Genomic DNA, 12,692 nt, shown 5'->3' on the forward strand with positions numbered 1-12,692 from the left:
TTTTGGCTAAAGATGAAAAAAACGTAAAATATCTCTCCTCATTCAAGGGAAAAAGATTGCCCAATAAAAAAGAAATTCTTTCTTTTATCAATGAGAATCCTATCCGATCAAGTAAACGAGAAATTGCCAAAGCTTTTAACTTAAAAGGCGGTTCTCGTATTTGGCTTAGAGATATATTGCGTGAGTTAAAGGATCAAAATCTTATATCTACAAAGCGCAAGAGAGAAATAAACAAAGGAAAATTACACCCTTTTGCTTTAGTAAGAATTAGCAGACATGATAAAGATGGTAGTTTTATTGCACAACCTCTTGAATGGAAAGATACGCCAAAGCCCAATATTGAAATACACTCTTTTCATCACATAAAGGGAGAAAATATTAGCGTTGGAGATCATGTTCTTGTAAAAATTTTTCGAAGTAAAAATTCTCAAAATTCCCCTTATACGGGGCGAATTATTCGTAAAATTGATGTATTACCAAAGAGCATATTTGGTGTTGTACAAAAGTTAGAAAATAATCAATGGCGCCTTAATCCTATAGACCGCAAAACCAATGAACTCATTGTTGAAATATCTCCAGAAATGAAGATTGAAACGGGTGATCTTGTTGAAGTTGAAATAAAAGAGAATACTGGTTATGATTTTAAAAGTACACAAATAAAAAATGTTTTAGGGCATATTAAGAGTGAGAAAACACTCTCAATGATTGCTGTTCTTTCGAAAGGAATTCCTTATATTTTTCCTGAAAACGTTCTTGAGCAAGTCAAACATATCAAAGCTGCCAATATGGATAATCGTGAAGATTGGCGTCAATTACCATTTATTACAATTGATCCACCAGATGCCAAAGACCATGATGATGCAGTTTATGCAAGCAAGGATAAGGACCCTGCAAATAATGGTGGTTGGATTATTATTGTGGCCATTGCAGATGTTTCTTACTATATCAAAACAGGAAGCGCTTTAGATAAAGAAGCATTGAAACGCGGAAATTCTGTTTACTTTCCCGATACCGTTGTGCCAATGTTACCCGAACGTCTTTCTCATGATCTATGCTCTTTGCGTGAAGGAAAAGATAGACCAGCTTTAGCCGTTCGTATGATTTTTGATGCAAACGGTAATAAACAAAAACACAGTTTTCATCGTATTATGATGCGTGTAAAAGCCAAATTTTCTTATCAAGAAGTGCAATTGGTAAGAAAAGAATATATTGATGAAGAAATTGAACCTCTACTTGAGAATCTCTTGCAACCTTTATGGGAAGCCTATGCATGCCTTAAAGCTGCACGGAATCGTCGACAACCACTAGAATTAGAAATAGCAGAAAAAAAGATTATTCTTGATCAAAATGGATATATCCAAGATGTTGTGAACGAAGAACATCTAGAAGCCCATCGTTTAATTGAAGAGTTTATGATACAAGCAAATATTGCCGCTTCTGAAACATTAAAAAAACATCAACAACCCTTCATCTATCGTGTTCATGATAAACCTTCTCTTGCCAAACAAGAAATATTGCGGACTTTTTTTCAAAGTTTAGGGATATCACTCTCCAAAAGTGCTGAATTAACACCAGCACGTCTTAATAGAATTTTAGAAAGGGTCACTCATACTCAACAACAAGAACTGGTTAATCAAGTTATTTTACGTTCCCAATCACAAGCGGAATATAATCCTAAAAATAGTGGCCACTTTGGTTTAAATTTGCAAAACTATACACATTTTACATCGCCAATTCGTCGTTATGCTGATCTCATTATTCATCGCGCACTTATTAAAGCTCTTAATTTAGGCAACGATCAATTAACAGATACACAAGAACAAAATCTTGCAGAAATTGCTACGCAAATCTCTTTATACGAGCGCCGTGCAATGTTAGCTGAAAGAGAAACTATCGATCGGCTTGTTGCTCACTATTTAATGAATAAAATCGGCCGTACTTTTACAGGCCGCATCTCCGGAGTTACAAAAGCAGGCCTTTTTATCTCACTTGATAAACTTAATATAGATGGTTTTGTCTCTATTTCTACCCTTAAAAATGATTATTATCATCTTGATGAAGCACAACATATCCTTATAGGACAGTATAGCCATAAAGGTTATCAGCTCAGTGATATTGTAGAAGTAAAACTTATAACTGTACAACCTTTTTCTGCTGCTTTATGTCTTGAGCTTTTAACAAAACCTCGTCCAATAAAATTTTTATCAACATCCTACCATAAAAACAAATTAAAAAAACGAAAGCATACCTTTTATGGAAGAAGAAAATATTAATTAGCAATAAAGAGTAAAAAATATTTTTGTAATTTTCATTATACGCTTTTTTTATTTTAAAAGCTAAAAAAATAATTAAAATATTAACTTTATTATTACTCTATTCAATATAATAAATAATCTGTAATATGTAGTATTTATATAATTTTATATGTATACGATCTTATTTTTTCATCACATAAAGGAATATATTTAATAAAATTTTTTCAGAATTTTTTTATACTTTATTGAAGTGAAAAATCCGCTAAAAGGAGCTTGGTTTTTTCTTTTATTTCATCACACCTTTTCATTATTCGAATAAACAAAAATATCTTAAGCCATCCTTATGAAAAAAAAAGCTTTTGACTCTCAAAATAATTCTTTTCGTGCTATTATTGCTGCTATTACAACCATTGGCATCGTTGGAACATCATTGGGAATGGGAACACAACTTGTCTCTTTTCTTATGGTAGAAAAAGGTATTTCTAGCACAATGATTGGCTATAGTGGAACTGTTGGTGGAATCGCCACAATCGTTGCAGCTATTTTTACTTCTCGAATTGCTTTATGCTTGGGTATTTCCCAAACAATATTACTTATGATGGCTATAGGATCTTTAAGTTTTTTAGGATTCTATTTTTTCTCTCCCCTATGGATTTGGTTCATTTTAAGGTTTACATTACATTTCACTATGACAGTTATGTTTATTCTGTCAGAATTTTGGATTAATAGTTGTGCCCCCCCTAAAAAACGTAGTTTGGTTCTTTCCATTTATGCGATTGTTTTAGGATTAGGATTTGCAGTAGGTCCAACGCTGCTAGCAAAAATAGGAACACAAGGATTTATTCCTTTTGCTGTTGGGTATAGCCTTTTTATACTCGCTGTCATTCCAATTCTTGCTGCTTGGAAATTAAGTCCAAAATTTCAAAAAAGCCAATATACACCATTTTTTCGTTATCTTTTTCATATTCCAAGTGCAATGATGTCCGTTCTTGTTTACGGTGCTATTCAAATGGGCACATTAACGCTCATAATCCCCTTTAGTTTATCCATTGGCTATAATGAGAATAAAGCAGCATACTTTCTGGCAACGCTTGGACTAGGGAATGTTTTTCTCTTAATTCCTATCAGCATTATAAGCGACTGTGTCAAAGATCGGCGCTATCCGCTAATAAGTTGCGCGATCCTAGGTTTTATAGGAACTTTTATAGTACCATGGATTGCTCAATATCCATGGTTTTTGATGTTTGATTTATTTCTTCTTGGTGGTGTATCAGCGAGCCTTTATACAATTGGTCTTGCACATCTAGGAGCACGTTTCAAAGGCCAAGAACTTGCTACTGCTAATTCTGCTTTTATTTTTTATTATGGAATTGGTATGCTTATCGGACCGACCTTTATTGGAAAATCCATGGATATCTTTAATCCCTTTGGTTTTTCAATAGCCATAGCTGTTTTTTTCAGTTTATACGTTATTTTAGTGTTTATCCAACTTATGAGAAAATTAATCAGCTCTTGACTTTTTTGAGAACATCCGTAGTACTGTTGCCAGAAAATTTGGTAATGTCAGAAATAAGTTTTGACCGCAATAATAATTTTTTAAGTGTAAATAGGATTCTTACATTATGGCTAAAGCAGCAACCATTAAAATCAAGCTTTTATCAACTGCAGATACTGGTTTTTTCTATGTAACAAAGAAAAACAGCCGTACAATGACAGATAAAATGAGCAAACGTAAATATGATCCAGTTGTAAAGAAGCATGTTGAATTTAAAGAAACAAAAATTAAATAAAATTTATCATTGGATTGGTAGTTTTTATATTCCAAAAGAAATGTAGAGGATATTGCCTTCGAGGTTATTTTTAGAGACGTGTTTTTTGTTGCTTGAAAAGTTTACTTTGAAATTTATATGGTTTTAAATTTGTATGTTTTGTAAAAATTTAGATAAGTTGATTTATTGTTTAGGTTTCCTACGTATATTCTACATGGGTATTTGGCTGTTGTGATATCTAGCAAAGATTTTGTTATTAAAACCAGAAACTGTTTCGTTATATGAATCGAATCTTTTTGAAAGAATTATAAGCAACCCTAAGTATAATGTGTTATAATAATGTTAGCAGTTTCTTTATTTCATGAAAAAGAATTTTTCTCATTTTAATCTAAGAAGCTTCAATATAAAAGTTATCGGTTTCAGTATTTTTGTCGCTGCTAGTATTTTTATTATTATGTTAGCTTATTTTAAGCAGCCTCAGCCGTTACTTCAAAAAGAAAAATTTTTTTCTCAAAACTCTGTTGAAGGAAATGCATTAATTGTTGATGGTGATTCCATTATGATTTCTTCAATTAAAATTCGACTTTATGGAATTGATGCTCCTGAACTCCACCAACTTTGTGGAGAAAAGGAAGCACACTACCCTTGTGGTCTTGAGGCAAAAAAATATTTAGAACAACTAGTAAAAAATCAAACTGTTACATGTTACTGGCATAAAACAGATAGATATGGCCGTATTCTTGCAACATGTAAAACAAAACAAGTTAGCAATATCAATGCAGCGCTTGTACATAATGGTTGGGCTGTAAGTTATTATGAATATCCCAAAGAAGAGCGAGAAGCTAGAAAGAAAAAAAAGGGAATATGGGCATCAAGTTTTCAACATCCGAAAGAATGGCGCAAAGCAAATCCTCGCACGTATTTAAAGAATATTTTTTAATTTCATTGACCAATGAAACAATGTAACCAGATTATCAAACTTGAAAAAGAAATCTATTCTTGTCGTGTTTGTATCCAACAGCCACATTATTTTCCTCCTCTTCCCCATGAACCCAAGCCAGTTGTTTATTTATCCGAGACGGCTTTGATTGCAATTGCAGGCCAAGCACCAGGATTGCGTGTTCATGAAACATCTATCCCTTTTAATGATCGTTCTGGCGAAAAATTGCGTAATTGGCTCAATGTCACGAAAGAAGAATTTTATAATAGATCTCTCTTTGCTATTGTTCCTATGGGATTTTGTTTTCCAGGTTATGATAAAAATAAAGCCGATTTACCACCAAGACGTGAATGTCGAGAAATATGGCATGAAAAGATATTTCAAGCGATGCCTCAAATAGAGCTTGTTCTTGCTATTGGCAGTTATGCACAAAGGTGGCATATTACAGAATTAAAACATAAAACTGTTTCAGCAACTGTTAATGATTGGAGAAATATCCTTTCCATCCGCCAACCTCGAGGCTATAATGTTATGCCTTTGCCTCATCCATCATGGCGAAATACTTCTTGGTTACAGAAAAATCCATGGTTTAACGATGAGCTTATTGTATATTTACGTCGTTTAGTGCGTAAATTCTTATAAATTAAAATATTGAGCAAAAAATATGGACCGTCTTGACCGAAAAATTTTACATCTTTTGCAAGAAAATGCGACACTTTCTGTCGCTGATATTGCCAAAAAAATTGGACTCTCGACCACTCCTTGCTGGCGTAGAATTCAGAAACTTGAAGAAGATGGCGTTATTCAACGTCGCGTTGCTGTTCTTTCTCCAGAAAAAGTAAATGCGCGCGTCACTGTTTTTGTTTCTATTCGCACCAATACACATAGTCATGAATAGTTTAAACGTTTTTCAAAAATTGTGCAAGAATTCCGTGAAGTTATTGAATTTTATCGAATGAGTGGAGATATTGACTATTTATTGCGTGTTGTTGTTCCCAATATTGAAGCTTACGATATTTTTTATAAAAAATTAATCTCTAAAATTGATATCCGTGATGTCTCCTCTTCTTTCGCAATAGAACAAATTAAATATACAACAGAGCTTCCACTTAATTATATTAAATTACATGAAAAGATAAATGAGCAAAATTCTTAAAAGTTTTTTTATATCTGTCTCATCATTTTTTAGGTATATAAATTCTTTTATTCTAAAACGGCCATTTGTGCATGTGTTAAAACAGCAGCTTTAACGATACCAGCTGCCATAGCAGCTCCTGTCCCCTCCCCAAGATGCATTCCAAAATCTAAAAGTGGTTCTTTACCAATCTTTTGTAAAAGTTTACGATGGACTTTCTCAGAAGAAACATCTCCAACAAGGGTATGATCAAGAGCTTTTGGATTTATTTTATAAAGGATTGCTGCAGCTGCTGTTGCCACAAAACCATCTAAAATAACGGGTATTTTTTCCATTCTTGCCGCTAAAATAGCACCAACCATAGCAGCAATTTCACGTCCTCCTAAGCGACGCATTATCTCAAAAGGATCATTAAAATAATCTTTATGTAAAGAAATTGCTGTCTTAACCGCTTCTATTTTACGTTGATAAAAATCACCCTCCGATCCTATATCATTTCCTGTCCATTCTTCGACCTCTCCACCAAACAATGCTAAACATAAGGCAGAAGCTATTGTTGTGTTTCCAATCCCCATTTCACCTATACATAAAAGATCTGTTCCACCAGCAATGGATTCCATGCCAAATGCCATTGTAGCAGCTGCACTCCGCTCATCCATTGCAGCATCCTTCGTGATATTCATTGTTGGATATTCCAAGGCTAAATCAAAAATTTTTAATCCAAGATCATAAGCTATACAAATTTGATTGATCGCAGCTCCACCAGATGCAAAATTCTGTACCATCTTTTGTGTCATAGACTGTGGAAATGGTGTAACATTCTCTTCTACAATACCATGGTTTCCAGAAAAAATAGCAACCAAAGGTCGCGTTACGAGAGGTTTTTCTGTACCTTTCCATCCTGCATACCAAACAGCAATATCTCCCAATTTTCCTAATGCTCCTTGCACTTTTGTTAAATCTTCCTGCCGTTTTTTTGCCAAAATTATAGAAAATTCATCAGCAACAGGTAAATTCGTAAGCAAAGCACGAAAATCATCAAATGGACTAGTGGTCATGAGGATACCTTTTAAAATCTACAATGTTTAATGAAAATCATGTCATATATACAGGATATGAATAATTTATTGCTTTTTTAAACAGTGTTTTAAAAACATTAAATATTATGGAAGCAATGATTTTTATATTCTATTTTTTAATTAGATAACGAATACGTGAAATTAGAAATATTATTAATGTCTTAATTACTATCTTTACATCACATCTTTAATCTATTTTTCTATTAAATAGGAGCAATTAGCCTATTGTTTAATATAGAATTCTAATCTTCATGCTATAACAAAAGTTATAAATTTTCAAAGGCTTATAAAACTTAAATGATCAAAATCATCGCAAAAAAATCAAAGTACAAAGGAGATCAACTTTAACATATGTTATTGTCAAGCTGTTATTCAATGAGAGCATAAAAAGCTTCTTTCAAAATATATATATTTGCATTTGGTTTTGTCGCGTCATTTGATAATATTTGTCGCCATCGACGTGCTCCCTTCCGTCCATGAAATAAACCAATCATGTGACGCGTCACATGAGAAAGTCTTCCCCCTGATGCAATATGTCGAGCCGCATAATCACACATAACCTCAATAAGATCACTCTCACTCAGATTATTTTGCGACTCACCATAAAGTTCAAAATCGATATGTTTTAACAAAGTTGGATCATAATAAACTTGGCGACCAACCATAACGGCATCACAGAAAGTTAAGTGTTCTTTAATTTCATCAATTGATTTAATTCCTCCATTTATCCCAATGAATTTATGAGGATATTTACGTTTTAATTTATAAACTCTTTCATAATTAAGAGGTGGAATATTACGATTTTCTTTCGGACTTAATCCTTGTAACCATGCCTTGCGTGCATGGATCCAGAGTGCATCACACCCCGCATTCCAAACCTGATTAGCCAAAAGATCTAACGCTAATTTTTCATCTTGTTCATCCACTCCAATCCGACATTTGACAGTTATAGGTATTGTAACTACTCGTTTCATTTCCTCCACAGCATTTGCCACAATGTCTGGATGTAACATCAAGCAAGCTCCAAATACTCCTGCTTGAACACGATTTGATGGGCAACCAACATTGAAATTTATTTCATTATAGCCAAAATCTTCAGCGATCCTTGCAGCCTCTGCCAACTTTTTCGAATCTACTCCCCCTAATTGTAACGCCACTGGACATTCTTCATGATCAAAAGCCAACAATTGTTCGCGAACACCATGAATAACAGCATCTGCAACTATCATTTCCGTATAAAGGAGTGCTTTTTTCGTTAAAAGACGATAAAAAAATCTGCAATGTCGATCTGTCCAATCCAACATTGGTGCTACTGCAAATTTTACAGGCGATGGAAGATTATAAAATATCATAAGGGTACGACTTTCATATCCCCGTAACTCTCTTTATAAATGAAAAACAATTTCTGCTTTATAGAAATTTTTATTCTCTTGCTACTATTATGCGTATAAAAATAGCTTCTTTATTTAACTGCTTTCTTCAATTGATATAAAGATTTATTACAATCAATTATGATAAAATACAGTATCATACTTCTTATAAAGCAATACTCAGATATATGCACATAAAAAAGATGTTCACTATACTATAAAAAACACATTGATAAATTCCTTTTATACCCATTAAGCCTCTATTTCATTAGATGATTTAGCACAGTGTTTAAGATAATAAATGATAAATTAAAACATTATACAATTCTCATTGATAGCACCGAAAAAGACTTAAGCGAAAATGCCAATATCATGATTGAAGGGCAAGCCGTTCCGGTTTATCGAATTAATCTCTTTGATATGGACAATAGTCCTATTGATTGGGGTCTCTTTGATAAGACAGGCAACATTGTTCTTTACGAGCAAACCAAGAAAAAACTTTTAGATCATCAGAAAGAAGCACTGAAAGCAATTTGTGCAGGGTTACAAACAGAAGACCGTGGCAAGCTGATTATGGCATGTAGAACGGGGAAAACTTTCACAAGTCTTAAGATAGCAGAAACCATAGCAGGTCAAGGCAAGCATGTATTGTTTTTGGTCCCTTCTCTTGCCTTGATGTCACAAAGCATTCGTGAATGGACAGCCGATGCACAAGTGCCCTTGCGTTGCTTTGCTGTATGTTCCGATAAGCAAATCGGCAAGCGTCGTAAAAACCAAGAGGATGATGGAGAAATATCGGCATCCGATTTAGCACTTCCTGCTACAACTGATGCCTTTAGGCTTGTTGAGAAAGTGGGAAGCTCTTCTTCCCATGCGATGAGTGTTATTTTTGCTACCTATCAATCAATACAAGTCATTGTTGATGCGCAAAAGGATCATGGTTTAGCAGCCTTTGATTTGATTATTTGTGATGAGGCGCATAGAACAACGAGGGCTTCATTAGGAACAGAGGACAGTGAATCTGATTTTATCAAGGTTCACGATAACAGTCTTATTCGAGGTAAGAAACGTCTATACATGACAGCAACGCCTCGTATCTTTAGTGTAACATATTGATTTATAATGATAATTTACTGTTTTGTATGTTGAGTGAGAAGCTCGAATAACGTAAGATTCTCTCATTTCAAAGCTGTTTATCTTGAATCAATCAAAACCACTCATTTGCACGTTACAAGCGGGATGAATGTGTGGATCAAATTTATATAAGAAAGGACTAAAAATGGCTCTTATGAACCGTCTTAATGCAAGATCTGTCGCAACATTGGGAGTTGGCAAATATAATGATGGTGCCGGCTTGCTTCTTCACAAACGTAAAGATGGAGGTGCTCAATGGCTTTATCGTTATACCATTCACGGGCGTCATCGCGAAATGGACTTGGGGGCATTAAGACGTGTCTCTTTAAAAAAAGCCTGTGAATTGGCAAACCAATGGCGTTCTGTTTTGCATGAGGGTCGTGATCCCATTAAAGAGCGCAATAAACAAAAGCGTGAAGCAATAAGCAATCTTCATTATTTAAAAGATATTGCTTTAGAGACTTTTGAAAGTCGTAAAGCTGAATTAAAAGGGGATGGTAAAGACGGAATCTGGTTTGCACCTTTAAAACTGCATATTCTTCCCAAATTAGGCTGTTTACCCGTTTCAGAGATTACACAAACTGAGATACGCAACACTATTGCCCCTATCTGGCATACAAAAGCTGCAACAGCAGAGAAAGCATTGATACGTCTTAATCTTTGTCTTAAACATGCGGCTGCATTAGGTTTGGATGTTGATTTACAGGCAACCGAAAAAGCACGCGCGCTCTTAGGCAAACAACGCCATAAAACGCAAAATTTTCCAGCTATGGATTGGAGAAAGGTTCCGACTTTTTATAAAACACTTTGCGAAACAACAAAAACCACACAAATGGCTTTGCGTTTGCTTATTCTGACAGGGGTTCGTACAAATCCTATACGCCATATTCATAAAGATCAAATTGATGGGGATATATGGACTATTCCTGCTGAAAATATGAAAGGAAAGCGCGATGCTACAACAGAATTTCGCGTGCCTTTATCTTCTGAAGCATTAGACATTTTAAAACAAGCACGCCTGCTCTCTCGCAATGAATTCTTTTTTTCTGCTAAAGGTCGCGGTCCTCTTGGTGTAAATTGTATGGCTCAATATATGCAACAAACTGGTCTTAAAGCCTGCCCCCATGGATTTCGCTCTAGTTTACGCAATTGGCTTGCTGAAACAACCGATGCCCCCTATGAGGTCGCTGAAACCATTTTAGCTCATACGGTCGGCGGCAAAGTAGAGCGTGCCTATCGTCGGACTGACTATCTAGAACAGCGCCGTGTCTATATGGATAAATGGGCCGCTTATGTCACTGGTCAATCTTAAGATATGGGGTGCATAACCCCATGATCTGTGGATAACTTTCTCTCTCTTCTCTCTCATTCGCTCTCAATGAGACGCATAATTTATCACATCACAAATTATATGATAATATATTGTTTTCTATAAATAAAATACCTTCAAAAATGAACCAAAATGTGCTTAATAAATAGGCATGATTTGGTTCTATTTTTTGAGAATGAAAGGATTTTAAAATGACCGAAAATGATATTCTTTTAACTGACCGTGAAAGTGCAAAATTGCTTCATATGAGTGTCTCAACTTTCCGCCGTCATGTTACCAATGGCTCTCTCCCAAAACCTTTAAAATTTGGTTTTTTATCCCGTTGGTTACAATCAGATCTCTTAAATGTAATCGAACAAGCAAAACAGCAACGTCAAAGTGACGCGGCATAAAAAAACCTTGTCACGTAAGGACGGACAAGGCTTTCTCAAACGTATCATCCTAGAAATAGCAAAATCCTTCCTATGATGCAATGTTATAGGATTAAAATGATGTGTTCTTTTAAGGAATGCTCAAGACATTACACGTGCCTTTGCGTGGGGTTTCGTATGGGCGTTATGAAAGCCAACCAATCAAAAAGACTTTAGCTGATTTTACCTTTGATACGCGGGCCTATAGCAAAGCCTTTGAAGTCCTTATGAGGCAAACTCCAAAAGGTATCTATTTTAATAACGTATTACTTTCTAGAAAGAGGAAAATATGAAAGAAAGTGATGGAAAATACGACAATCAAAATGTTTCTTTAAATGATAAGACTTGTTTAGAAGCCATTCCTTATAAACAAGCATTGCAACAAAATGGTTGGGGGGAATTGCAACCGATCAAGACGGCTCTTTTACCCGTCGAGCCTTTTAACCCATTACAACTCCCAATGCCATTCATGGATTATGTCTATGACGTTTCAGAGCGTCAACAGGCTCCTATGGATTTTATTGCTGTCTCTGCTCTCTGTGCCTTGGCTGCTGTCATTGGCAATGGCGTGCGGATTGCCCCAAAACAGCATGATGATTGGATTGTCGTGCCTAATCTCTGGGGCGCTCTGATTGGGCAATCGTCAACTTTCAAAACACCAGCCATGAAAGCCGCTTTAGCTCCTATCTCTTGCCTTCAAAAGGAATGGTATAAAAACTGGTTAAAGCAAAAAGAAAAACAAGAAATTGAAGAGAGACTTGAAACTTTAGACAAACGAGAAAAGGAAAGACAAGCCAATAAAGCGATAAGAAAAGGAGAATGTGAAACAGCTCGTGCTCTGTTGTATGAAACCCTCTCTAAAGACAAGGCGCATGATGATGATGTCTCTCGGTTTATTGTCAATGATGTGACCGTGGAAAAGCTTGGAGAACTCTTAAAAGAAAATCCCCGTGGTCTCTTGATGGTGCGTGATGAACTGGCTGGCTTTTTAGCCAATCTAGAAAGAAAGGAATATCAAACAGATCGTTCCTTTTATCTCACAGCTTTTAATGGAGATGATCAATTTACCTATGACCGTATAGAGCGTGGAACCATTTTTATCCCTCATGTCACTTTATCCATGATTGGAGGCATTCAACCTTCACGCATTATTCCCCTCATTCAAGCAATAAACCGTGGAATAAATGATGATGGTTTATTGCAACGCTTTCAAATGATTGTCTGGCCCGATGACAATAAAGAATGGCAAGTGATTGATAGACCGCCCAAT

The 12,692-nt window shown here is 35.3% G+C and carries 10 protein-coding genes and 2 pseudogenes; 10 read left to right on the top strand and 2 right to left on the bottom strand.

The features are described from left to right. The first annotated feature begins 2 nt into the window (after window positions 1-2). From rnr to MCY_RS08330, 6 genes and pseudogenes are all read left to right on the top strand, one after another. Window positions 3-2,273: a ribonuclease R gene (gene rnr, locus MCY_RS08305; protein ID WP_007347926.1), complete on the top strand. Its 2,271-nt coding sequence runs from the start codon at window positions 3-5 to the stop codon at window positions 2,271-2,273. Between the two features lie 325 nt (window positions 2,274-2,598). Continuing rightward, complete coding sequence (locus MCY_RS08310; RefSeq protein WP_007347927.1) at window positions 2,599-3,771, top strand: MFS transporter; 1,173 nt, start codon at window positions 2,599-2,601, stop codon at window positions 3,769-3,771. A 106-nt stretch (window positions 3,772-3,877) separates the two neighbouring features. Continuing rightward, window positions 3,878-4,045, top strand: coding sequence for a 50S ribosomal protein L33 (rpmG, locus tag MCY_RS08315; RefSeq protein ID WP_004864083.1), 168 nt, complete (start codon window positions 3,878-3,880; stop codon window positions 4,043-4,045). Between the two features lie 340 nt (window positions 4,046-4,385). Further along, window positions 4,386-4,964 (top strand): thermonuclease family protein, encoded by a 579-nt coding sequence (locus MCY_RS08320; RefSeq protein WP_007347928.1) that lies wholly within the window; start codon window positions 4,386-4,388, stop codon window positions 4,962-4,964. Window positions 4,965-4,976: 12 nt separating this feature from the next. Further along, complete coding sequence (locus MCY_RS08325) at window positions 4,977-5,606, top strand: uracil-DNA glycosylase family protein (RefSeq protein ID WP_007347929.1); 630 nt, start codon at window positions 4,977-4,979, stop codon at window positions 5,604-5,606. 22 nt (window positions 5,607-5,628) lie between these two features. Continuing rightward, window positions 5,629-6,120: pseudogene (locus MCY_RS08330) on the top strand (Lrp/AsnC family transcriptional regulator). A 47-nt stretch (window positions 6,121-6,167) separates the two neighbouring features. On the opposite strand, the gene cobT reads toward MCY_RS08330, so the two are convergent. Then, a complete protein-coding gene (gene cobT, locus MCY_RS08335; RefSeq protein WP_007347932.1) occupies window positions 6,168-7,157 on the bottom strand; it encodes a nicotinate-nucleotide--dimethylbenzimidazole phosphoribosyltransferase in 990 nt (329 codons plus the stop codon). A gap of 389 nt (window positions 7,158-7,546) precedes the next feature. Beyond that, entirely contained in the window at window positions 7,547-8,530 is a 984-nt protein-coding gene (gene dusA, locus MCY_RS08340; RefSeq protein ID WP_019224364.1) for a tRNA dihydrouridine(20/20a) synthase DusA, read from the bottom strand. Window positions 8,531-8,872: 342 nt separating this feature from the next. Here dusA and MCY_RS08345 point away from each other — a divergent pair. The 4 genes and pseudogenes from MCY_RS08345 to MCY_RS08360 form a co-directional block, all read left to right on the top strand. Continuing rightward, window positions 8,873-9,652: pseudogene (locus tag MCY_RS08345) on the top strand (DEAD/DEAH box helicase family protein); the annotation flags it as partial. A gap of 175 nt (window positions 9,653-9,827) precedes the next feature. Continuing rightward, window positions 9,828-10,994: a tyrosine-type recombinase/integrase gene (locus tag MCY_RS08350; protein ID WP_007347935.1), complete on the top strand. Its 1,167-nt coding sequence runs from the start codon at window positions 9,828-9,830 to the stop codon at window positions 10,992-10,994. Window positions 10,995-11,203: 209 nt separating this feature from the next. Next, entirely contained in the window at window positions 11,204-11,404 is a 201-nt protein-coding gene (locus MCY_RS08355; protein WP_007347209.1) for a helix-turn-helix transcriptional regulator, read from the top strand. A 307-nt stretch (window positions 11,405-11,711) separates the two neighbouring features. Next, window positions 11,712-12,692, top strand: a 981-nt coding sequence (locus tag MCY_RS08360; RefSeq protein ID WP_007347936.1) for a DUF3987 domain-containing protein, incomplete at its 3' end; no start/stop codon positions are given.

The sequence above is a fragment of the Bartonella rattimassiliensis 15908 genome (assembly GCF_000278215.1).
Lineage (GTDB): Bacteria > Pseudomonadota > Alphaproteobacteria > Rhizobiales > Rhizobiaceae > Bartonella > Bartonella rattimassiliensis.

Bases quoted from the DNA above. Each gene is read 5' to 3' on its own strand.
- MCY_RS08350 (WP_007347935.1), top strand. From the start codon at position 9,828: ATGGCTCTTATGAACCGTCTTAATGCAAGATCTGTCGCAACATTGGGA.
- MCY_RS08355 (WP_007347209.1), top strand. From the start codon at position 11,204: ATGACCGAAAATGATATTCTTTTAACTGACCGTGAAAGTGCAAAATTG.
- MCY_RS08320 (WP_007347928.1), top strand. From the start codon at position 4,386: ATGAAAAAGAATTTTTCTCATTTTAATCTAAGAAGCTTCAATATAAAA.
- rpmG (WP_004864083.1), top strand. From the start codon at position 3,878: ATGGCTAAAGCAGCAACCATTAAAATCAAGCTTTTATCAACTGCAGAT.
- MCY_RS08310 (WP_007347927.1), top strand. From the start codon at position 2,599: ATGAAAAAAAAAGCTTTTGACTCTCAAAATAATTCTTTTCGTGCTATT.
- dusA (WP_019224364.1), bottom strand. From the start codon at position 8,530: ATGATATTTTATAATCTTCCATCGCCTGTAAAATTTGCAGTAGCACCA.
- cobT (WP_007347932.1), bottom strand. From the start codon at position 7,157: ATGACCACTAGTCCATTTGATGATTTTCGTGCTTTGCTTACGAATTTA.
- MCY_RS08325 (WP_007347929.1), top strand. From the start codon at position 4,977: ATGAAACAATGTAACCAGATTATCAAACTTGAAAAAGAAATCTATTCT.